Annotated in this window: 15 protein-coding genes and 1 pseudogene; 8 read left to right on the forward strand and 8 right to left on the reverse strand. The window is 70.7% G+C overall.

All coding sequences use genetic code 11. The annotated features are described in order from the left end of the window. The 3 genes and pseudogenes from AB0D12_RS11390 to AB0D12_RS11400 all read right to left on the reverse strand — a co-directional run. Positions 1–107, reverse strand: a pseudogene (locus tag AB0D12_RS11390) (ectoine/hydroxyectoine ABC transporter ATP-binding protein EhuA); the annotation flags it as partial. A gap of 5 nt (positions 108–112) precedes the next feature. Beyond that, on the reverse strand, positions 113–1,069 hold the full coding sequence (locus tag AB0D12_RS11395) for an amino acid ABC transporter permease (RefSeq protein ID WP_362679746.1): 957 nt from the start codon (positions 1,067–1,069) through the stop codon (positions 113–115). Between the two features lie 42 nt (positions 1,070–1,111). Next, the gene (locus AB0D12_RS11400) at positions 1,112–2,071 is read right to left on the reverse strand and encodes an ABC transporter substrate-binding protein (RefSeq protein ID WP_362679749.1); all 960 of its coding nucleotides are present in this window, start codon (positions 2,069–2,071) and stop codon (positions 1,112–1,114) included. 529 nt (positions 2,072–2,600) lie between these two features. Between AB0D12_RS11400 and AB0D12_RS11405 the strand changes: the two genes are divergently transcribed. The 3 genes from AB0D12_RS11405 to AB0D12_RS11415 all read left to right on the forward strand — a co-directional run bounded on the left by AB0D12_RS11405 (position 2,601) and on the right by AB0D12_RS11415 (position 6,433). Next, positions 2,601–3,812 carry an NADP-dependent malic enzyme gene (locus tag AB0D12_RS11405; protein ID WP_362679752.1) on the forward strand — a complete coding sequence of 404 codons (1,212 nt, stop codon included), beginning with the start codon at positions 2,601–2,603 and terminating at the stop codon, positions 3,810–3,812. A gap of 213 nt (positions 3,813–4,025) precedes the next feature. Further along, on the forward strand, positions 4,026–4,991 hold the full coding sequence (locus AB0D12_RS11410; RefSeq protein ID WP_362679755.1) for a zinc-binding dehydrogenase: 966 nt from the start codon (positions 4,026–4,028) through the stop codon (positions 4,989–4,991). A 32-nt stretch (positions 4,992–5,023) separates the two neighbouring features. Continuing rightward, positions 5,024–6,433: a cellulase family glycosylhydrolase gene (locus AB0D12_RS11415; protein WP_362679758.1), complete on the forward strand. Its 1,410-nt coding sequence runs from the start codon at positions 5,024–5,026 to the stop codon at positions 6,431–6,433. Here the strand turns inward: AB0D12_RS11415 and AB0D12_RS11420 are convergent. The 3 genes from AB0D12_RS11420 to AB0D12_RS11430 form a co-directional block, all read right to left on the reverse strand. After that, a complete protein-coding gene (locus tag AB0D12_RS11420) occupies positions 6,411–7,256 on the reverse strand; it encodes an MBL fold metallo-hydrolase (RefSeq protein WP_362679761.1) in 846 nt (281 codons plus the stop codon). The genes AB0D12_RS11415 and AB0D12_RS11420 overlap by 23 nt on opposite strands. A gap of 518 nt (positions 7,257–7,774) precedes the next feature. Next, on the reverse strand, positions 7,775–8,782 hold the full coding sequence (locus AB0D12_RS11425; RefSeq protein WP_362679764.1) for a helix-turn-helix transcriptional regulator: 1,008 nt from the start codon (positions 8,780–8,782) through the stop codon (positions 7,775–7,777). A 1-nt stretch (position 8,783) separates the two neighbouring features. Next, positions 8,784–9,635, reverse strand: a complete 852-nt coding sequence (locus AB0D12_RS11430; protein WP_362679767.1) for a DUF4097 family beta strand repeat-containing protein — start codon at positions 9,633–9,635, stop codon at positions 8,784–8,786. 181 nt (positions 9,636–9,816) lie between these two features. Between AB0D12_RS11430 and AB0D12_RS11435 the strand changes: the two genes are divergently transcribed. Then, entirely contained in the window at positions 9,817–10,635 is an 819-nt protein-coding gene (locus AB0D12_RS11435) for a hypothetical protein (protein WP_362679770.1), read from the forward strand. Between the two features lie 35 nt (positions 10,636–10,670). Here AB0D12_RS11435 and AB0D12_RS11440 read toward each other — a convergent pair whose 3' ends face one another. Further along, positions 10,671–10,853 carry a DUF6104 family protein gene (locus AB0D12_RS11440; RefSeq protein WP_003961784.1) on the reverse strand — a complete coding sequence of 61 codons (183 nt, stop codon included), beginning with the start codon at positions 10,851–10,853 and terminating at the stop codon, positions 10,671–10,673. A gap of 155 nt (positions 10,854–11,008) precedes the next feature. Here AB0D12_RS11440 and AB0D12_RS11445 point away from each other — a divergent pair, with 155 nt between their 5' ends. The 4 genes from AB0D12_RS11445 (at position 11,009) to AB0D12_RS11460 (ending at position 17,888) form a co-directional block, all read left to right on the forward strand. Continuing rightward, entirely contained in the window at positions 11,009–11,467 is a 459-nt protein-coding gene (locus AB0D12_RS11445; RefSeq protein ID WP_362679773.1) for a CU044_2847 family protein, read from the forward strand. Then, the gene (locus AB0D12_RS11450) at positions 11,464–13,467 is read left to right on the forward strand and encodes a trypsin-like peptidase domain-containing protein (RefSeq protein ID WP_362679776.1); all 2,004 of its coding nucleotides are present in this window, start codon (positions 11,464–11,466) and stop codon (positions 13,465–13,467) included. The genes AB0D12_RS11445 and AB0D12_RS11450 overlap by 4 nt, the downstream gene beginning before the upstream one ends. 106 nt (positions 13,468–13,573) lie before the next feature. Beyond that, complete coding sequence (locus tag AB0D12_RS11455) at positions 13,574–14,575, forward strand: MoxR family ATPase (RefSeq protein ID WP_362679779.1); 1,002 nt, start codon at positions 13,574–13,576, stop codon at positions 14,573–14,575. A 4-nt stretch (positions 14,576–14,579) separates the two neighbouring features. After that, entirely contained in the window at positions 14,580–17,888 is a 3,309-nt protein-coding gene (locus tag AB0D12_RS11460) for an SAV_2336 N-terminal domain-related protein (RefSeq protein WP_362679782.1), read from the forward strand. Positions 17,889–18,022: 134 nt separating this feature from the next. Here the strand turns inward: AB0D12_RS11460 and AB0D12_RS11465 are convergent, their stop codons facing one another. Further along, positions 18,023–21,853, reverse strand: coding sequence for a multifunctional oxoglutarate decarboxylase/oxoglutarate dehydrogenase thiamine pyrophosphate-binding subunit/dihydrolipoyllysine-residue succinyltransferase subunit (locus tag AB0D12_RS11465; protein ID WP_362679785.1), 3,831 nt, complete (start codon positions 21,851–21,853; stop codon positions 18,023–18,025). Positions 21,854–21,984 lie beyond the last annotated feature (131 nt).

Genomic DNA, 21,984 nt, shown 5'->3' on the forward strand with positions numbered 1-21,984 from the left:
GACGGGCCGACCAGGCAGAACACCTCACGCGGGGCGACCTCGAGATCGATGCCCTTGAGGATGTGCGCGGAACCGTAGGACTTGTGGACGCCCTCGGCCTTCACCATGGCGCTCATGCGACGCCTCCCTTCGGACGGCCGAACGCCAGATTGGCCTTGACCTTCTGCCACGGCGTGGGCGGCAGCTGCCGCAGCGATCCGCGGGCGTAGTAGCGCTCGACGTAGTACTGGCCGACGCTGAAGACGCTGGTCAGAGCCAGGTACCAGACAGAGGCCACCAGCAGCATCTCCATGACCGCGAACGACGTGGAGCCGATGTTCGTCGCCGCGCGGAGCAGTTCGTTGTACTGCACCGCGGAGACGAGGGAGGAGGTCTTGAGCAGGTTGATGAACTCATTGCCGGTCGGCGGCACGATCACCCGCATCGCCTGTGGGAGCACGATCCGCCGCATGGTCTTGCCGGTGGGCATGCCCAGCGCGTGGGAGGCCTCGGTCTGGCCCTCGTCGACCGACTGGATGCCGGCCCGGACGATCTCGGCCATATAGGCGCCCTCGTTCAGGCCCAGGCCCAGCAGGGCGACCACGAACGGGGTCATGACGTCGACCATCTCGTCCTTGTAGAACCCGAGGTTCAGGACGGGGAAGATCAGCGCGAGGTTGAACCAGAGCAGCAGCTGCACATACACCGGTGTGCCGCGGAAGAACCAGATGTACAGCCAGGACACCGCACCCGTCACCGGGTTCTTCGACAGCCGCATGACCGCGAAAACAATGCCCAGAATCAGGCCGATCAGCATCGACAGCACGCTGATCAGCACTGTGCGGCCCATGCCCGCCAGGATCCGGTCGTCGAAGACGAAGTCCCCGACCGTGCCCCAGTTGACGTCGCCCTGCGAGAACGAGTAAACCAGCATGCCCAGCAGCGCCACGACGACGACACCGCTGACCCAGCGGCCCCAGTGCCGTACCGGGATGGCCTTGATCTTCTCAGGGGGAATGAATGCCCCCTTGCTGACCGCCGAGTCCGCTGGTGGCTCGTCGGCGGGCGTTTTGTCGAACTTGTCAGTCACAGTGACTGCCCTTCAGTGAACGCTTGAGGCGAGAACGCCGTATTACTTGCCGGCGTTGACGGTCGCCTCGGTCACGGCGCTGTTCTTGACGTCCCACTTCTCCAGGACCTTCGCGTACTCGCCGTTCTTGATGATCGCGTTCAGCGCTTCCTTGAGCGCGTCACGAAGCTGCGCGTTGTCCTTGTCGACGGCGATGCCGAACGGACCGGCGCCGGTCTGGTCGCCCGCGACCTCGAAGTCCTTGCCGCCGCCCGCGGTCTTCGCGATGTGCGCGGCGACCGGGAAGTCGTTGAGGTCGGCGACAGCGCCGCCGGACTTCACGCGGGTCTGGGCCTCGGCGTCGGTGTCGAACGCCTCGATGGTGAGCTTGCCCTTGCCGTCCTTGCTGCACTTGGTGGCCTGGGTCTTGAAAGTGTCCTCGTAGATCGTGCCGCGCTGGACGGCCACCTTCTTGCCGCACAGGTCGTCGAGCGACTTGATGCTGTCCGGGTTGCCCTTCTTGACCAGGAGCGAGACGCCGGAGGTGAAGTAGTCGACGAAGTCGACGCCCTGGCCGACCTTCTTGCCCTTGTCGTCCAGGCCCTGCTGGCGGGCCTTGGTGTCGCTCATGGCGGACATGACGACGTCCTGGCGGCCGGTGTTGAGCGAGGAGATCAGGCCGTCGAAGGTGCCGTTCGTGAACTGGAACTTGACGCCGAGCTGAGTGCCGAGGGCCGCGGCGATGTCGGGGTCGATGCCGACGATCTTGCCGCCCTCCTCGTACTCCATCGGGGCATACGTGGCGTCCGTACCGACCTTGATCACGCCGGCGTCCTGGTACTTCTTCGGCAGCTTGTCGAAGAGCGCAGCGCTGCTCTCCTTGGTGCCCCCGGACGCCGAGGTACCGGAGTTCGTCTGGTCACCACAGGCGGTGAGCATGAGTGAGCCGGCGACCGCGATTGCGCCGACCGCGGCGATCCGGGAACGGGCGGCGGTCGTACGGCAGGTGTTGCTTGCGGTCATGATCAGGATCCTCCGGCGGGTGAGGTGGCAGCCTTTTTGGACATTCCGGTCGTTGTACTCACCTTCGAGTGTCGCGACCTTGAGTGTTTTCGGCATCTTGCCATTCGGACTAGCCCAATCAGGGGGCCGCGCATGTCAAAATCGGGTAACGGGTCACCCCCGAACCCCACGAGGCCGGTACATCAAGGCCGGACCTCTTACGGGAATGCCTTCTCCCGACCGGAAAATCTGCGGTCTGTCTTGCTTCGCGGACGGCTTTCAGTGCGCAAAGCGGACGTGTCCAGATATTCAGTCATGAGTCGTGTCACCGCGTGGATAACGACTCGTCGCGGTGCCGTCCGTCCGGTATGAAGGACGTTTACACCCCTCATCCGGGGCTCAGGGCGCGTGTGCGGCGCGCCCGCGCGTACGTACCTCCCCCTGCCAGGCGGGCCAACCGCTGCGGCGGGGCACGGACGCGGTGCCCGCCCACCCCTCCTCAACCAGGAGTGGCCACCCTCAACAGATGAAGACTTAAGGGGTCAACCAAATGGCAGCGGAGATCGTCAATCCTCGCAGCGACAGCGGTACGGAGAGTGCTCCCGAGGAGCCCTTCGATCCGGCCTTCGCGCTGCACCGCGGCGGCAAAATGGCCATCCAGGCCACCGTGCCGATCCGCGACAAGGACGACCTGTCCCTCGCGTACACACCCGGCGTCGCCAAGGTCTGCACCGCGATCGCGGAGCGGCCCGAGCTCGTCCACGACTACACCTGGAAGTCGCAGGTCGTCGCTGTCGTGACGGACGGGACCGCGGTGCTCGGTCTCGGTGACATCGGTCCGGAGGCGTCACTTCCGGTGATGGAGGGGAAAGCCATCCTCTTCAAGCAGTTCGGCGGCGTGGACGCGGTGCCGATCGCGCTCGCCACCACGGACGCGGACGAGATCGTCGAGACCGTTGTGCGGCTCGCGCCGTCCTTCGGCGGCGTGAACCTCGAGGACATCTCGGCACCGCGGTGCTTCGAGATCGAGCGCAAGCTCCAGGAGCGCCTCGACATCCCCGTCTTCCACGACGATCAGCACGGCACCGCCGTGGTGACCCTCGCCGCGCTGCGGAACGCCGCGAAGCTGACCGGGCGCGGTCTCGGTGACCTGCGCGCCGTCATCTCCGGCGCCGGAGCCGCCGGTGTGGCCATCGCGAAGTTCCTGCTGGAGGCGGGCATCGGCGATGTGGCGGTGGCCGACCGCAAGGGCATCGTCAGCGCCGACCGCGAGGACCTGACGCCGGTCAAGCGGGAGCTCGCGGAGATCACGAACCGGGCGGGGCTGAGCGGCTCGCTGGAGACCGCACTGGCCGGCGCGGACGTCTTCATCGGCGTCTCCGGCGGTACGGTGCCGGAGCCGGCGGTCGCCTCGATGGCGCCGGGCGCCTTCGTCTTCGCGATGGCCAACCCGAACCCGGAGGTGCACCCCGATGTCGCGCACCGGTACGCGGCGGTGGTGGCCACGGGTCGCAGCGACTACCCGAACCAGATCAACAACGTGCTGGCCTTCCCGGGCATCTTCGCGGGTGCGCTGCAGGTGCGGGCGTCCCGGATCACCGAGGGCATGAAGATCGCGGCGGCGAACGCGCTGGCGGACGTGGTGGGCGACGCGCTGGCGGCCGACTATGTGATCCCGTCCCCGTTCGACGAGCGCGTGGCCCCGGCGGTCACCGCTGCGGTGGCGGCCGCTGCGCGCGCGGAGGGTGTCGCGAGGCGTTGACGGGTCGCTGACGCGTTCGGTGTACGAGAACGGGCCGTGCCGCACCCCCGAGGGGTGCGGCACGGCCCGTTCCGTGGGCGGGACCGGCAGGACTTCGTTCCTGGGCTTCGTCCGAACAGGTGGCGACGCCCCAGGCGTCCACGGCGCAACGCGGTGCGTGTCACACCTCGGAGTGGTTCCGTCGCGTCCCGTCCCCGTCCTATCGTCAAGGTCATGTTCGCCGCCTACGCCGCCCGCATCGACCGTGACGCCCCGCTCAACGGCCTGGAGCTGGGCGAACGCCCGGCCCCCGAGGTCCGCCCCGGCTGGACCACCGTCACCGTCAAGGCCGCCTCGCTCAACCACCACGACCTCTGGTCGCTTCGGGGTGTCGGCCTCGGCGAGGACAAGCTGCCGATGATCCTCGGCTGCGACGCCGCGGGCATCGACGCGGACGGCAACGAGGTCGTGGTCCATTCCGTCATCGGTCAGACCGGGCACGGTGTCGGCCCGAACGAGCCGCGCTCCATCCTCACCGAGCGCTACCAGGGCACCTTCGCCGAGCAGGTCACCGTCCCGGCCTGGAACGTCCTGCCGAAGCCGAAGGAGCTCAGTTTCGAGGAGGCCGCCTGTCTGCCGACCGCCTGGCTCACCGCGTACCGGATGCTGTTCACCAACGCAGGGGTGCGGCCCGGGGATTCGGTCCTCGTACAGGGCGCGGGCGGTGGCGTGGCGACCGCCGCGATCGTTCTCGGCAAAGCGGCGGGCCTGCGCGTCTACGCCACCAGCCGCGACGAGGCCAAGCGGAAGCGAGCCGTCGAACTGGGCGCGGAGGAGGCGTACGAGCCCGGCGCGCGGCTGCCGCGGCGCGTGGACGCCGTCATCGAGACGGTCGGCGCCGCGACCTGGTCGCACTCGGTCAAGTCGCTGAGGCCCGGCGGCACGCTGGTGATCTCGGGCGCGACCAGCGGCGACCGCCCCTCGCACGCCGAGCTGACCCGGATCTTCTTCCTGGAGCTGAAGGTCGTCGGCTCGACGATGGGTTCGAAGGACGAGTTGGAGGATCTGCTCTCCTTCTGCGCGGCGACGGGCGTGCGGCCGGTGATCGACGAGGTGTTGCCGCTGGACCGGGCCAGGGACGGCTTCGAGCGGATGGCCGGCGGCGACCTCTTCGGAAAGATCGTGCTGACGCCCTCTTGATGGACCGTCAGGTGCGCTGATGGGATCCTCCCATGCGTACGCGCCGAACGATCCGGGCACTGGCGGCGGTCTGCTGCACCCTTCTGCTGTTCGCGGGGGCCCCGGCCGCCGCCGTCCCGGGCGGTCCCGGTGGCATTCCCGGGCTGACCGACGACCGCGGCCGAACGCTCACCCTGCGCGGCTGGAACGTCGAGGACAAGGCGAACCGTGGCGAGCAGGCCCTCTCCGCCATCACCGAGAAACACTTCCGCGATATGCGCGCCAAGGGCTTCAACTTCGCCCGGCTGCTGGTCTTCTGGGACGACATCGAGCCCGGGCGGGGCCAGTACAGCGCCGCGTATCTGCGCAAGGTCGAGCGGATCCTGGACTGGGCCGAGAGGTACGACATCCAGGTGCTGATCGACGCCCACCAGGACGTCTTCGGCCCCGCCTTCGGGCATCGCGGCATCCCGGAGTGGGCGACCCGGACCGACGGGCTGCCCTTCACGCCGCACCCGGACGACTGGTTCTCCGAGTACTTCGAGCCGGCCGTGCAGCGCGCGTTCACCCACCTCTACGAGGACGAGGATCTGCGGCGCGCGCAGGCGCGGATGTGGCGGGTCCTCGCCGACCGCTTCCAGTACCACCCGGCCGTCCTCGGCTACGACCTGATCAATGAGCCGATGGGCGAGATGCACCCGGGCGAGGAGCTGCCCACGGCGGCCCGCCGGATCGAGCGCGACCAGCTGACGCCGATGTACAACCGCCTTGCGGACGCCGTCCGTTCGGCCGACGAGGACAGCTGGATCTTTATCGAGCCGACCCCGATCGTGGGCGAGGGCGTCCCCACGGGCCTCGGGAAGATCAAGGACCCGAAGGTCGTCTACGCCCCGCACTTCTACAACGGGGCGATGGAGGCGGGCGCGGACTACGACCCGGCGGCGGGCTGGATCGAGTCGTACGAGTCGGCCGTCACCGGGTACCCCGAGGCACAGGGGATCCCGGTCGTGGTGGGCGAGTGGGGCCCGCTCAACAACTCCCTTCCGAACATGTCGCGCTTCTACCGTGAGGCGCTCGCCTCCCTTCATCGCTACAGCTCCGGCTGGGCCGGCTATGTGTGGTGCTACGGGGGCGGGTACTGCGCGGTCGACGGCACGGGAGCGTTCCGTACGAACAAGGAGCAGACCGCCGCCCCGTACGCCGCGGCCGTGGCGGGCCGGGTGGGCACGGACGCGTACGACCCGGCGAGCGGGACGTACCGACTGGTGTACCGGGCGTCCGCGCGGCCGGACACGACGGAGATCTCGCTTCCGCCGAGCACGTACGGCTGGCGTATCGCCGTGGCCGGCCCGGCCCGCACGGACACCCGCACGGTGGCGGCCGGTACTTCGCGTGTGGTGCGCGTCCTGGCCCGGCCGGGGGCGCGGATCACGGCGACCATCACTCCTCGTACACCACGATGAAGTCGCGGCAGGGCCCGTCGTGCACGGCCAGGGCGCTGCGCAGTCGGCGCAGATGCGCGGTTGTCAGCTGGAGCGGGGGCTCGTCCGGCTGATACGTGGTGCCACGCGGGTAGTCCACGTCCGCGGTGGTCGTCATCTCTATGTGGCAGCCGAGGATGTGGGTCACCGGTGTCGTCTCGCAGAACGCCAGCAGGCGGTCGACGGTGGCGGTGAAGGCGGCGGTGTCCTGGACGTACAGCCGGCCGGGGTAGAGGGAGTCGCCGGTCAGCAGCAGACCGGTGTGCCGGTCGTGGAAGACAACGGCGGCGTCCTGGTGCCCGGGCCCTGGCAGCAGATCCAGCACCCGCCCGCCGAGATCCAGCTCTCCTTGGCCCTCCGGCCAGTCCTTGAACCCGAAGAAGTCCGTCACTTCCTTCAGCGAAGGACCGACGACCTCGGTCCGGGGGCGGTCCGCGAACTGGGCGTCGCCGGCGATGTGGTCACCGTGCCCATGGGTGTGAGCCACCACCAGTCCGTACTCCGCGCGCGGATTCCGGTCGAGCCACCCGTCGATCAGCGCGTCCACGGTCGCGCGCAGGGGGAAGTGCGCGGGGTCGGCCGTGGCGCCGGTGTCCAGCAGCAGTGCCCGTTCGTTCCCGAACAGCAGGAAGAGGAACGGAGCTTCGAAGTGCACGGACTTGTTCTGCCGAAGGATCACGGTGTGCTCGGAGTACGCATGGACCTGTATCTCCGGCAGCGGGTCGTGCTTGGGCGACGGCCAGCCGGCATGCCACTGGACGCCGAGGCTGCCGGTCACGGGTGCGGCGGCACGGAAATCGATCACGGGACCACGGTACGACGGGGCGGCGTCAACCCGTGTCCGGGGGCTCGTCCCCGACCGGCGGCTTCATGCCGCGAACCCGGAGCGACAAAGCCCCAACGCCGACGGGCGCCCGACGGGTGCCGGGCCTGTCCCTGGCGGGGGGACACGCAGGGGTCGTGCTCTGGACGTGAAGCGTCGCAACTCGCGCGAAGCGCGGTGACCGCGCGGCGGAGCCGCATATCGGATGCGGCGCAGTACCGGACACGAGCCCCGGAGCGGACCCCGGACGGCCACCGACACGAGACCGGGCACGCCCATGCACCCAGGGCCGGTTTGAGAAGTCCCGCCTGCCCCGCGACCCCTGGTACGCACACTCGCGTTGTTGTCGGAGTCGCCCAAGTACGTCCCGTACGAGGGCGATCCTCCGCCTTGCGATTGCACGCACCGGACGCCGCAGGGCCGCCCTACGGGCGAACGGCGCTACTTCTGTAACACGCCCTAACCCCGCACCCCCGCCAGGGACCCGGCGTCCCCGTTGCTCAGGCGCCCGGTTTGCGCAGTAGCGCTCCGATGTGGGCCGCCGCCGTTGACAGGTGGCGGCGGGCCTCGCCCAGTTGGGGCTCCGTTACCCCGTGGTCCCTCGCCGCATCCCTGATGTCGTCCCGGAAGCGGTCCAGCAGCCGGTCGAGGTCGCGTGCCGGGTCACCCGAGTCCGTCGTGTCCCTCGCCCACTCCGGCGCCGCGTCCGCGTCCGCGCCAGCGCCAGCGCCAGCGTCCGCGTTCGACGGTTCCGGCTTGGTGAACGGCGGCCAGGCCGTCCCCCGCGCCAGGCCCCCGAGCTGCGTGCTGAGCTCCGACAGCCCCTCCCGTACCCCCGTCGGCCAATCGCCCCGCGCAAAGTGGTCCTGCACCTGGTCCTGGACCTGCTTGGCGATGCGCTGCATCTCCTGGCGAGCCGCGTCCTGGGCCTCTTTGGCCTGCCGACGCGCCTGCTGCGCGTCCTCGCGGGCCCGGCGCGACTCGTCCTTCGCGCGGCGCGCCTGCTCCTTCCACTCCTGCTTGGCGCGGCGCAGCTCCTCCTTCGCCGCCCGCCACGACTCCTTGTCGCCGAAGGCGGACTCCCAGTCGGCGGCCCGTTCCTTCGCGCCGCCGGGCGCGTGACGTGTCTCCGTCGCCGCCGCGCGCATCTCGCTGCGCAGCTTGCCCGCCGCGCCGCGCACGTCGTCACGGATCTCCGCGGCCAGTTCGGAGACGGACTCGCGGATCTCCAGCTCGAGGTCGGCCAGCTCGCCGCTGCGCCCGGCCAGTTCCTCGCGGCCCGCGTCGGTGATCGAGTAGACCTTGCGGCCGCCCTCGGTGGCGTGGGTGACCAGCCCCTCGGCCTCCAGCTTGGCGAGCCGCGGGTAGACGGTGCCGGCGCTCGGCGCGTACAGGCCCTGGAAGCGCTCCTCCAGCAGGCGGATCACCTCGTACCCGTGGCGCGGGGCCTCGTCCAGGAGCTTCAGCAGATACAGGCGCAGTCGGCCATGGGCAAAGACGGGCGGCATGTCAGAGCACCTTTCCGGTGGGGGCTGCTTCGTACGGTTCGTCCTCCGTGGGCGGCCGGCGGAGCAGCGCGATGGAACCGGAGACCGTCGTCGCCCTGAGCGTCCCCGTGCCCGCGCCCAGCGTGCCGGTGATCTTCTTCGCGCCCCACTGGCCGCTGACCCGCAGGTCGTCGAAGGCGTTGGAGACCGCGCCGCTCGCGGTGTTCGCCTCGACTTGCGCGTCCGTGGGGTGCGGCAGGCGGATCGCGACCTCGCCGGAGACGGTGGTCAGCCGGATGTCCGTCGGCTTCCCGGCCGGGTCGAGGTCTATGACCATGTCGCCGCTGACGGACTCGGCCCGTACGGAGGAGCCCGCGCCCTCGATCACGGTCAGATCGCCGGAGACCGAGTTGTAGCGGAGGTCGCCGGTGACGGACTGGGCCTCCAGGTTGCCGGAGACGGATTCCGCACGGACCGCGCCGGAGACCCCGACGAGGGTGGTGTCGCCGCTGACGCCGCGTATCGCGGTGGGCCCCTGGATGCCGGAGACAACGGCCGCGGCGCCGACGACGCCGACCTCGACGGCCGAGCCGGCCGGGACGGCGAGGGAGACGACGGCGCTGCGGTGCCAACCCTTGCGGTCGAGCCACTTGAGGAAGCCCTTCCAGGGCAGGTCCTCGTACGCGACGGTGAGGGTGGAGCCCTGCTGGGTCACGATCAGCGGGGGTCCTTCGACCTGCGAGATCTCCAGGCGGGCGGAACCTTCGTCCGTGCCCACGACGTTGACCGTTCCGTTGACGATACGCACGTTGAGTGCCGTCACCGGGTCGTCGAAGGTGAGCTTCTTCGGCTCTGCAACGGACCACTCGGACATGGTGCGACCTCCCTGGGTCGGCCGTGACGCAACATATCGCGTCTCTTGCTGAACACGATATATCGCGGTTGGGCTGTGTCAAGTGTGGGGGTGGCCCCTTGGGTCGCCATTGAGTGCCATCGGGCGCCATATGGGCCCGATTGGGCGCCATATAGGGGCAAATTGGCCTAGCGTATGGGCCATGGACGCGACACCCGTGGGAGCGCTGCTGCTGTGCCGGGCGGCACCCGCCGCCGTACGCCACCCGGCCCACCTGCTGCGCGAGCGGCAGCTCCTCGTCGCGGCCGGCGACGAGTGGAGCGTGCTGGTCCCGGAGGGCAAGCCGTGGCTGGACGGCGGCGAACCGGTGGACCGAGTGCTGGCGGGCTGGGCCGCGGCGCTCGCGGTCGGTGCGAACTGGCCGGTGCTCGCGCTGTGGTGGGACGGCGACCGGGCCGGGTTCACGCTGGCGTCCGGATTCCGCCGGCCGGTCGGGTACGTGTGGCTGGCGGACGGCAGGCCGGTCGGCGAGGACGAGGCGATGCGGACGTTCGCGGCGCGGCTCGGCCTCGATCCGGTGCTGGATCTGCAGGCGCTCGAGCCGCTCACGCTGCCCGACCCGGAGGCGGACGCGCGGGCCCGGCTGCTGGGCCTGATCGCGGTCCTGGCCCGGTCGGGCCTGGCCCTGCCGACGGGCATCGGCCCGGGCGAACCGGCCGACCGGCTGCGGTCGGTCGCGCGTGCGCAGGGCGCCGAGACAGTGGAGTGGTCGGGCTGGCGCGATGCGGTACGGGCGGAACTGGACGCGGTGGAGGAGGGCCCGCTGGGCCCCTGGCTCCGTGGCCCGAAGGCCCGTGTCCTGGGCGCGGCCCAGCTGGCGGCGGGGGCACCGCTGGCGGCGTGGGGGCTGCGGCGGCGCAGTGGGGGGTGGGTGGTCGCGGGGGTGGTGCTGATGGGGCACGGGGCGCTGGGGCTGGCGTACGACCGGATGAGAGGCCGCGGAGGTGGACAGAACACCTAGGGCAGGCTGCCCCGGTACCGGCCCCCGCCGCCCGGCTACTCGTCCTCGTCCTCGTCGTCCAGCCGCGCCAGCCACGTGGCCAGGCGTTCCACCGGGACCTCGAAGTCCGGGTTGAGGTCCACAAACGTACGCAGCTGTTCGGCGAGCCACTCGAAAGTGACCTCTTCCTCGCCGCGTCGCTTCTCCAGCTCCTCGATGCCGCGATCGGTGAAGTACAAGACATGCTCCTGGTACGTACGGGATCTACCTCTTCAGACTACGGCGACTTCCGACTCTCCCTTGCAACCGTGCAGGCCCGTAAGGTCGTCGCCATTCCCGCAGAACCCAAATGCGATATCGCAGGGACGAGTTGGCTGTGGAGACGGGGGGAACCGTGAACGGACGCGTCCAGCAGATCGAATTACCCGGGGGAGCCGTAGTGCTCGCCCGGCTGTCCACGGCCGGCGGTGGCGGATACGGCGAGGACGACGAGGACGTCGGCTTCGTCGAGAACGTCACCGCCAAGGTCCAGCAGCTCGACCGGCTGATCACCGAGGTGGGCGCCTCCGTCCTCGAGGCCGCGGCCGCCGCCAAGCCGGACGAGGCCAGCGTCACCTTCGGTGTCGAGCTCACCGCCAAGTCCGGGGTTGCCCTCGCCGTGCTCGCCGCGGGGGAGGCCAAAGCATCCGTCCAGGTCACCCTCACCTGGAAGCTGAAAGATCAGCCGGCCCAGGACCCGGCCCCGGATCCCGCCCAGGGCCCGGCCCCGGATCCCGCCCAGGACCCGGCCCCGGATCCCGCCCAGGACCCGGCTCCGGACACAGGCCCCGTCCCGGGCACCAGTACCTCATGAGCGATTCCGACACCTTCATCGACGCTCTGACCCGCGCCGCCACCGTCCACTTCACGCCCGCGCGGCAAGGGCCGGACGCCGCCGCCATGTGGGGCAGCGGCTTCTTCGTAGCGCCCGGCTGGGTGCTGACCTGCGCACACGTCCTCGCGCCCCATCTCAAGGGCGACCAGGCACGCGTCTTCCACCTCCGCGGCAGTGAAGTGAACGGCGGCGAGCCCCTCGAGGCGCAGCTCTCCTGCTGGCTGCTCGACGGCGAGCCGCGTGCCGAGCAGCGGGTGCCCGTCGAGCAGGATCTCGCCCTGGTGCAGCTCGTCGAGCCCGATGTCGAGCACGAATGCGTATGGCTCACCGACCGCACCGAGTACCCCGGCGGCCGCGGCATGGTCCAGGGCTACCGGCCCGAGCAGCAGGAGGACGGAGCCGAGAAGCGCGCCGTGCGATGGAAGGCCACCGCCAGGATCAACGGCTTCGACGACGACTACGGGATGCGATTCCGGCCAGAGGCGGAGTTCCCCAAGGGCGGCTCGGGCTCCCCGGTCGTCGACGCCCATACCGGCGCCGTCGTCGGCATCCTCAAGTCCCGGCGCGTCGGCAGGGACGGCGGCATGGCCATCGCCGCCACCGCCCTGCGCCGGTTCGGCCCCGCGTACCAGCTCGTCATGGCCGCGCACGACCGCTGGCACGGCCAGTCCCCGAAGGTGACCGGGCACAACTGGATCGAGCGCCAGGACCAACTACCCGGCGCCGGCGTGCACACCAGCGGCGAGCAGTGGAGCCCCGTGGACCGGCGCGAGGCACTGAGCCTGCTCGCCGGCGTACACCCGCCCGCCGGTATCCGCCCCGTCGCCGAGCTTGCCAAGAAGGCCCGTGGCGGCGTCGCCCCGCCGCCCGGGCAGCTGCTGCCCCGCATCTGGCGCGACGGACACGGCCTGCTGTACGAGGCGGGGCAGCCCGTCGCCGCCATCGCCGCGCTGCACTACCTCCAGCTGGTGGTGGAGTACGAGCGCAGCCGAGGCGCCGAAGTCGCGCCGCTCGCCGACTGGGTGGCCCGGCGGCTTCAGGAAGTGCCCCGGATCGTGCACACCGTGGTGACCCAGGCGACGCTGCCGCCCGGACTCGTGCACCCGCGCACCGCCGACGGCCAGGACCGGATCGTCGTCCGCTATCCGCGGCCCGGCGACGGGTCCGCCGTCGTCATCGTCGAGCTGGAGCCGGTCTGCGACGCCCGGCCCGCCCGCTTCTACTGGCGGATCCGGGTCGACGACGGCCATGACGTCAACGAGCCGCTGCACGAGGAGCAGACGGGCGAAGGCGTCCCGCCGGAGCAGATCGTCCAGAAGCTGCGCGGCCCGCTGGACGAGGTCTTCGCCTCGGTCGATTCGCCCGGTGCCCCGGCTCCGCTCGAAGTCGCCCTGCCCGCGGACCATTTCGACACCGCCGTGCACCGTTGGCAGCTCACCGAGATGGCCCGGCTGCACCATCCGGCGTATGTCGGCGTACGACGGATGGTGGTGCTGCGTGACCTCGCGAGACGAGGAGAACCGGACACCGTTTGGCTGCGCCGCTGGCAGGGGATGCTGGCCGCCGAGGCGCTCACCGCCTGCCGCACTCCGCCGCAGCGCCAGGTCCCCCGGCCCCGCCACTTCGAGGAAATGCCGCCGTCCGCCGTACCCGTCCTGTGCCGGCCCGCAGGCAGGGGCGTCGGACGGAGAGCCATCGGCATGGCACTGCAGGCCGGACACGGCATCGCCCTGTGGCACACCGACGGCCATCCCGACCACGGCTGTACGGAGTTCTGCGAGGACGTGCACCAGGGCGCGGCCGTACTGCTCGCACAGACCGCGGGCGTGATTGAGCTTCCCGACCGGCTGCGCCGTATCCGGGACGACATCAGCGGATCGAGGAACAGCACACACTGGGCCGAGGGGGTGGCCATGCTCTACGACGACCCGAGCCGTCCGCTGCCCGCCGACGACAGCGGACCGGTGGACTCCCCATGAGGAGCCGCCGCCGAGCAATGGAACGAGCAATGGGACGGCAGGGTGGTGGATACGTGACGGACGTGGTCCGCCACGGGTCCCACCGACCGCCGACGAGGAGCGAGCGATGGACGACTGGCTGATCTACCGTGGCGTCGGCGCACCGGATCCCGACCGGATCCGGCGCCTTCCGCCGCCGCCGCCCTGGCGCGCCTTCTCCGGAGAGCCGCTGCCCGACCCGGCGCCGCCGATCGACAGCTCATCGACCCGGCGGCTCGGCGCGCGTGTCGAGGCCCCGCCCGCCCAGGACGCCGAAGCCCTCGAACTGATCAATGCCGCCCTGTACTTGAGGCGGCCGCTCCTCGTCACCGGTGAGCCGGGCTCCGGCAAGTCGACGCTCGCGCACTCCGTCGCATACGAACTCGGCCTCGGCCGGGTGCTCCAGTGGCCCATCGTCAGCCGCACCGAGCTGAAGGACGGGCTGTACACCTACGACGCGATCGGCCGGCTCCAGGACGCCCAGCTCGCCGAGCGCCAGGCCGACGACATCGGCCGGTACATCAGGCTCGGGCCGCTGGGCACCGCGCTGCTGCCCGCCGAGCGGCCGCGCGTGCTGCTCATCGACGAGCTCGACAAGAGCGATATCGACCTGCCGAACGATCTGCTCAATGTGGTGGAGGAAGGGGAGTTCGCGCTCCCGGAGCTGGAGCGGATGGCCGACCGGCCCGGTCAGGACGAGGTGCGGGTGCTCACCGACGACGGCCGCCGGGTGCCGGTGCGGGACGGCCGGGTGCGCTGTCACGCCTTCCCCTTCGTGGTGATGACCAGCAATGGCGAGCGCGACTTCCCGGCCCCGCTGCTGCGCCGCTGCATCCATCTGCATCTCGACCCGCCCCGCGACGAGCGGCTGGCCGCCATGGTCCAGGCGCACTTCGGGGCCGGGTCCGACGAGCGGAACCTCGATCTGATCAGCCAGTTCACCCGGGAGGACGGCGACGGCGAACTGCGTCCCACCGACCAGCTGCTGAACGCGATCTTCCTCACGCAGCATGCGGTACGTGAGGAGCCGGGACGCCGCGAGGAGATTGCCGAGCTGCTGATACGTCCTCTCGAGACCAGGCAGCGGTGACGCTGTGGACGCCGCCGTCCCGGCCCCCGCCGCCCTGCCGCCGCCCGGCGCGCTGACCGCGCTGGTCACGCGGCTGCGCGAGGCCGAACTGAAGCCGACCGCCGAGGAGTTGGCCGACGCCCTGTGGCTGGCCCGCTTCGTACCGGCGGCCGCCTCCCGCCGGCCCGGCGTCGCGCCCGCCGGGCCCGTGGGGCCGCAGCCCGTGAACCCTGCTCCCGTGGACGTCAAGGAGACGTCCGCGCCCTTGTCGTTCAAGCCGGGCCCGGTGCCACGCACCCGTGTCGACCTGTTCGGGCCCGCACAGTCGGAGGGCGCGGCCGGCGGCGTACCGGACGGAAGTCTGCGGAGGGTTCCCGTACCGGCCGCCGCCGTGCTCCCCGACACACTCGCGCTGCAGCGTGCCCTGCGGCCACTGCAGCGCTACCGGCCGCCCATGCGCCTGGTCCGCCGCGAGCTCGACGAGGTCGCGACGGCCGACCGGGCCGCCGACACCGGACTGGTGGTGCCGGTGCTCGCCGCGGTACGGCGGCGTGAGGCGCGCCTTGCCCTCGTCATGGACGTCTCCTCGTCGAATGTCGTGTGGAACAAGGCACTCGACGAGCTGCGGCAGATCTGCGAACGCGCCGGGGCCTTCCGCGAGGTCGCCGTCCACCATCTGCGTGAGGACGAGCACACCCCGGCCCAGCTCGGTGACCCCACAGGCCGGCAGCTGACCCTGGTGCTCAGCGACTGCGCGGGCCCCATGTGGCGCAGCGGCCGGATGCAGCGGCTGCTGCACATCTGGGCGTCGACCGCGCCGGTCGCCGTGGTGCAGCCGCTGCCGCAGCACATGTGGCGGCGTACCCATCTGCCCGCGCGGCCCGGACTGCTGCGGCGGCGCGAAGGACCCGCTGGGCGGCTGGAGTTCAATGCGCCGTACGGCGGGGCCGAACGGGGCATTCCGGTGCCTGTGCTCGCCCTGCGCCGCTCCTCCTTCGAGGCCTGGACGCGGCTGGTGGCCGGCGCCACCGGCCAGTCGCTGAACGCCGCGGCGGGCCTGGTCAGAAGCCGTCACGAGGCGGCCGCGGGCCGGGCCCGTGCGGCACAGGACATCGATGCGGGCGAGCGGGTGCGGGCCTTCCGCAGAACCGCGTCGCCGGCCGCCGCACAGCTCGCCGTCTATCTGTCGGCGGTGCCGCTCGTCCTTCCGGTGATGCAGCTCGTCCAGCGCGCGATGCTGGTCCGCAGCAGTCCCGATGTACTGGCGGAGGTGCTGCTCAGCGGAATGCTGCGGCGTGACGACGACGGCCCGGCCGAGGACGAGGGCGGCCCCGAGTACACCTTCCTGACCGGCGTACGCGAAGAGCTGCTCGGCCAACTGGGCGCGAGCAGCGCGGCGTTGGTGCTCAAGCACTGCTCCGAGTACGTCGAGACGCGCTACGGGCGTACGGTTCGGAACTTCCCGGCCATGGCCGCGGCCTTCCTCGCGGGCTCGGTGGACCCGAGGCCCGCGGTCCTCAGCAGTCCGGACAGCCGCGGTCTTTCGGCTTTCGCGCGGGTGTCGGCGCAGGTGCTGCGGCGGCTCGGCGCGGCCGAGCCGACCGCACCACCGGGCGGCCCGCCGGGCGGGGGACCGGCCGCACTGGTGGCACAGGCGCGCGCCTGTATGGCGCATTTCGGCGAGTACGGGACCGTACGCGACCTGGACGCGGCGATCCAGCTGCTCGGCTCCGCCACCCAGGCCGAACGGCGCGCCACCGAACGGGCCGTGCTGTACGGGGAGCTGGCCGAGGCCCTGCTGCGGCGCTGGCTGGTGCGCCCGCTCCCGGAGGACCTGCGCGAGGCGCTCGACGCCGCCCAGAACGCGATCACCGGACAGCCGCAGGCGCATCTGACGCTGGCACAGGTGCTGGAGGCGATGGCGGACGAGGTGGAGGCGGGCCGGCTCAGCTCCCGGCTGATGCCCGAGTGGGTGCGGGTACAGACGGCCGCGGAAGCCCATGACCCGGGCCTGGTGGCGTCGGTCCTGCTGGCGACCGCGGACACCAGCCTCGCCGAGCTGACCGACAGCACTCCACGGTCGGAGGGCGCGCGGCTGCTCCGGCAGACCGCTGCGGTGGCCAGGATCAGGGTGCTGCGGCGCCTTGCGGTGACCGGCGCGCCGTACGCGCTGCGCGGCCCCGGCCGGCCCGAGGACTGGTTCACCGGCACACTGCAGACCGCGCTCTCCGTCGTCCATCTGCTGCTGGCCGACGAACACCGGGCCGACGAACACTGGGAGGACGAACACCGGGAGTCCGCGCTGCTCATCAGGGGCGGACTGCTGCTCGAACTGGCCCGCCACCACCGGGGCGAGGGCCCGGTCGCCAGGGAGGCCGACGAGGCGGACCGCGTCGCCGCCCGCGCCTTCGCCGACCGGGCCGACAACGATCTGCACGCCGGCATCGACGGACTCGACTGGGACGCCGTCCCGCAGACGGAACTCTGCCGCGCCTGGCTGGACTACGCCGACGCCATCGAGTTCGCCCACGAGGACCTCGACGACGACGACAGGCTGCGTATTCTCCAGGCCCTGGACCAGGCGCGCCGGCACGTGGGCAAGGACGAGGAGGCCGAGGCCGACTGCCTGCTGCGGATGGCCCGCGTGCTGGACCAGCGGTACGCGTCCACCGGCGGCTGGGTGCACCGCGACTCGGCGATCGCCGCCTGGACCTCGGCGCTGCCGCTGCTGCCTCCCGGCGATCCCCGCCGCGCCGTGACCCTCACCGCGCTCGGCAGGCAGCTGACCGAGCGGGGTGTGGACAAGGACTCGGCCGTCGATGTGCACGCGGCCGTACGGGCACTGCGCGGCGCGATCGACGAGACGCCCGGCGGCGATCCGGAACTGCCGCGCCGCAGGGCCCTGCTGGGCCATGCGTACATCGAACGCTTCCGTGCCGAGGAAGCGGTCGCCGACCTGCACGAGGCGGACTGGGCCCTGGGCGCGACGGCCCGCGGCGCGGACGACCCCGAACTGGCCGCCTATGCCTGGTGGTACCGGGCGCTGGCATCCTCACTCCTCGCCCAGCGCACCGACTCGCCCCCCAGGCTCAGTGACGCCGCCGCCTACTTCCGCCGCGCCGCCGCCGAACCGAGGACCGGCGACCTCACCGAACGGGCCGTCACCGCCCAGTGGATGAGGGCCACCCGCCTGGAACGCACCGCGGGTCCCGAGCGCGCCCTGGAGGAACACCGGGCGGTGCTCCGCATGCTGGTCGCCGCGGACGCGGCGGACCTGGAGGCGGCGAGCCTCGTACGGCAAGAGCTGGCCAGACTCGGCGCCGGGGGCACCTGAGCACGACAGGCCCGGTTCAGGTCGCGTCGAAGGACCGGAACAGACCGCCTTCTCGTACTTCTCGTACACGCCGGAGGGCCCGGCCCCGCGTTCAGCGCGCGGGGCCGGGCCCTCCGTGACGTACAACCAACCGGTCAGGCCTCGAAGACCTCGTTGACCAGCTGCTGCTGCTCCGCCTGGTGACGCTTGGCCGAACCGACCGCCGGGGACGAGCCGTGCGCGCGCGAGATACGGCGCAGGCGCTCGCCGTGCGGGATGTCCGCGCCGACTGCCAGGTCCAGGTGGTCGATCAGGTTGAGCGCGATGAACGGCCACGCACCCTGGTTCGCCGGCTCCTCCTGCGCCCACAGGTACTTCTCGGCGTTCGGGAACTTGGCGATCTCCGCCTGGAGCTCGGCACCCGGCAGCGGGTACAGGCGCTCGAGGCGGATGATCGCGGTGTCCGTGTTGCCGCGCTTGACCCGCTCGGCGTCCAGGTCGTAGTAGACCTTGCCGGTGCAGAAGACGACCTTGCGGACCGCGTTCGGGTCGACCGAGTCGTCGCCGATCACCGGGCGGAAGCCGCCGTTGATGAACTCCTCCGCCTTCGACGCCGCGGCCTTCAGACGCAGCATCGACTTCGGCGTGAAGACGATCAGCGGCTTGTGGTGCGGGTTGTGGACCTGCCAGCGCAGCAGGTGGAAGTAGTTCGACGGCAGGGTCGGCATCGCGACCGTCATGTTGTTCTGCGCGCACATCTGCAGGAAGCGCTCAGGACGGGCGGACGAGTGGTCCGGGCCCTGGCCCTCGTAGCCGTGCGGCAGCAGCAGCGTGACGCCGGAGGTCTGGCCCCACTTCTGCTCGGCCGAGGAGATGAACTCGTCCACGACGGTCTGCGCGCCGTTGACGAAGTCACCGAACTGCGCCTCCCACATGACGAGCGCGTCCGGGCGGGCCAGCGAGTAGCCGTACTCGAAGCCCATCGCCGCGTACTCGCTCAGCAGCGAGTCGTAGACGTTGTAACGGGCCTGGTCCTCGGAGAGGTACAGCAGCGGGGTGTAGTCCTCGCCGGTCTCCTGGTCCACCAGCACCGCGTGGCGCTGGCCGAAGGTGCCACGGCGGGTGTCCTGGCCGGACAGCCGGACCGGGGTGCCCTCCATCAGCAGCGAGCCGATGGCGAGCGTCTCGCCCATGCCCCAGTCGATCGTGCCGTCGTCCACCGAGGCCGCACGGCGCTGCATCTGCGGCATCAGACGGGGGTGGACCTTGACCCGCTCGGGGATGTTGACCTGGGACTCGGCGATCCGCTTCACGACCTCCTGGGAGACCGCGGTGGTGACGGCCACCGGGAACTCGGCCTGGGCGTCCGGGACCTGCGTCGGGGCCGGTTGGCTGGTGGCCTCGCGGACCTCCGCGAAGACCTTCTCCAGCTGGCCCTGGAAGTCCTGGAGCGCCTGCTCCGCCTCTTCCAGCGTGATGTCGCCGCGACCGATCAGCGATTCGGTGTAGAGCTTGCGCACCGAGCGCTTCTTGTCGATCAGGTTGTACATCTGCGGGTTGGTGAACTGCGGGTTGTCGCCCTCGTTGTGACCGCGGCGGCGGTAGCAGATGAGGTCGATCACGACGTCCTTGTTGAACGTCTGGCGGAACTCGAAGGCGAGCCGCGCCACGCGGACCACGGCCTCCGGGTCGTCGCCGTTCACATGGAAGATCGGCGCCTCGATCATGCGGGCCACATCGGTCGCGTACATCGACGAACGCGAGGATTCCGGGGCGGCGGTGAAGCCGACCTGGTTGTTGATGACGATGTGGACCGTGCCGCCGGTGCGGTAGCCGCGCAGCTGAGACATGTTCAGCGTCTCGGCGACGACACCCTGACCGGCGAAGGCCGCGTCACCGTGCAGGGCGACGGGCAGGACCGTGAAGTCCGTACCGCCCTTGTTGATGACGTCCTGCTTGGCGCGGGCGACACCCTCGAGGACCGGGTCGACGGCCTCGAGGTGGGAGGGGTTGGCGACCAGCGAGACCTTGATCTGCTCGCCGTCCAGACCGGTGAAGGTGCCGTTGGCGCCCAGGTGGTACTTCACGTCGCCGGAGCCGTGCATCGACTTCGGGTCGAGGTTGCCCTCGAACTCCCGGAAGATCTGCGCGTACGACTTGCCGACGATGTTCGCGAGGACGTTCAGCCGGCCGCGGTGGGCCATGCCGATGACGACCTCGTCCAGGCGCGACTCGGCGGCCGAGTCGATGACCGCGTCGAGCAGCGGGATGACGGACTCGCCGCCCTCCAGCGAGAACCGCTTCTGACCGACGTACTTGGTCTGCAGGAAGGTCTCGAAGGCCTCGGCGGCGTTGAGGCGGCGCAGGATCCGCAGCTGCTCCTCGCGCTCCGGCTTGGTGTGCGAGCGCTCGACCCGGTCCTGGATCCACTTGCGCTGCTTCGGGTCCTGGATGTGCATGAACTCGATACCGGTGGTGCGGCAGTACGAGTCGCGCAGCACGCCCAGCACATCACGCAGCTTCATCAGGGACTTGCCGGCGAAGCCGCCGACGGCGAACTCGCGCTCCAGGTCCCACAGCGTGAGGCCGTGCTCGGTGATGTCCAGGTCGGGGTGCTTGCGCTGGCGGTACTCCAGCGGGTCGGTGTCGGCCATGACATGGCCGCGGACCCGGTAGGAGTGGATCAGCTCGAAGACGCGCGCCGCCTTGGTGACGTCGTCGTCGTGCGAGGCGTCGATGTCCTTGAGCCAGCGGACCGGCTCGTAGGGGATGCGCAGCGCCTCGAAGATCTCGTCGTAGAAGCCGTTCTCGCCGAGCAGCAGGTTCGCGACGATACGGAGGAACTCGCCCGACGCGGCGCCCTGGATGACACGGTGGTCGTACGTCGAGGTGAGGGTCATCACCTTCGCGACGCCCAGCTTGTTCAGGGTGTCCTGCGAGGTGCCCTGGAACTCGGCCGGGTAGTCCATCGAACCGACGCCCATGATGACCGACTGCCCGGGCATCAGACGCGGCACGGAGTGCACGGTGCCGAGGCCGCCGGGGTTGGTCAGCGAGACGGTGACGCCGGTGAAGTCGTCCATCGTCAGCTTGTTGTTGCGGGCGCGGCGGACGATGTCCTCGTAGGCCTGCCAGAACTCGAAGAAGTTCAGGGTCTCGGCCTTCTTGATGCCCGCGACGACCAGCTGGCGGTCGCCGTTCGGCTTCACCAGGTCGATGGCCAGGCCGAAGTTGACGTGCTCCGGCTTGACCAGGGTCGGCTTGCCGTCCTTCTCGGCGAAGGACCAGTTCATCGACGGCATGGCCTTGATGGCCTGCACCATCGCGTACCCGATGAGGTGGGTGAAGGAGACCTTCCCGCCCCGGGCGCGCTTGAGGTGGTTGTTGATGACGATGCGGTTGTCGAACAGCAGCTTCACCGGGACGGCGCGCACGGACGTGGCCGTGGGCACCTCCAGCGAGGCGTTCATGTTCTTGGCGACCGCGGCGGACGGGCCGCGCAGCGTCACGTACTCGGGGCCGGCCGGGGCCTCGGTGGCCGGGGCAGCGGCGGCCTCGGCCGGCTTGGCGGCGGCCGGGGCGGGCTTCGCGGGCGCCGGAGCGGCGGCCGCGGGCTTCGCCGGGGCGGCGGGCGCGGGCTTCGCCGGGGCGGCGGGCGCGGCTGCGGCAGGGGCCGGAGCGGCCGGTGCCGGGGCCGGGGTTGCCGGCTTCGCGGCCGGGGCGGCCGATGGCGCGGCCTGCGGAGTGGTCACCGCAGCCCCCGCGGCTGCGGCACCCTCGGGCTTGTCCGCCGTGCCGGACGTACCCGGCTTGTAGTCGGCGAAGAAGTCCCACCAGGCACGGTCGACCGAATTGGGGTCCTGGAGGTACTGCTGGTAGATCTCGTCGACGAGCCACTCATTGGGGCCGAACGCGGCGGCAGGGTTCTTACCCTGCCCGCCTTGATCGGTCGAGATGCTCGCGTTACTGGGGGACTGAGACGACACGGCGGTAACCGCCCTCTTCCGCTTCACAAGGTGATGGACAGCGGAAATAAAGGCTACGCCTCCCTGGCCGAGAGGTGCAGGCGGGGCGGGCCATCGTCGCGGAAGTCACACCCGACGGCGGGTTTCGGGGC

This window comes from Streptomyces sp. NPDC048479, assembly GCF_040651435.1.
In the GTDB taxonomy this organism is placed as follows: Bacteria; Actinomycetota; Actinomycetes; order Streptomycetales; family Streptomycetaceae; genus Streptomyces.

What these genes read in the sequence shown, in the direction of transcription:
- AB0D12_RS11400 (WP_362679749.1), bottom strand. Translation starts at nt 2,071, where the DNA reads ATGACCGCAAGCAACACCTGCCGTACGACCGCCGCCCGTTCCCGGATC.
- AB0D12_RS11405 (WP_362679752.1), top strand. Translation starts at nt 2,601, where the DNA reads ATGGCAGCGGAGATCGTCAATCCTCGCAGCGACAGCGGTACGGAGAGT.
- AB0D12_RS11410 (WP_362679755.1), top strand. Translation starts at nt 4,026, where the DNA reads ATGTTCGCCGCCTACGCCGCCCGCATCGACCGTGACGCCCCGCTCAAC.
- AB0D12_RS11415 (WP_362679758.1), top strand. Translation starts at nt 5,024, where the DNA reads ATGCGTACGCGCCGAACGATCCGGGCACTGGCGGCGGTCTGCTGCACC.
- AB0D12_RS11425 (WP_362679764.1), bottom strand. Translation starts at nt 8,782, where the DNA reads ATGCCGCCCGTCTTTGCCCATGGCCGACTGCGCCTGTATCTGCTGAAG.
- AB0D12_RS11430 (WP_362679767.1), bottom strand. Translation starts at nt 9,635, where the DNA reads ATGTCCGAGTGGTCCGTTGCAGAGCCGAAGAAGCTCACCTTCGACGAC.
- AB0D12_RS11435 (WP_362679770.1), top strand. Translation starts at nt 9,817, where the DNA reads ATGGACGCGACACCCGTGGGAGCGCTGCTGCTGTGCCGGGCGGCACCC.
- AB0D12_RS11450 (WP_362679776.1), top strand. Translation starts at nt 11,464, where the DNA reads ATGAGCGATTCCGACACCTTCATCGACGCTCTGACCCGCGCCGCCACC.
- AB0D12_RS11455 (WP_362679779.1), top strand. Translation starts at nt 13,574, where the DNA reads ATGGACGACTGGCTGATCTACCGTGGCGTCGGCGCACCGGATCCCGAC.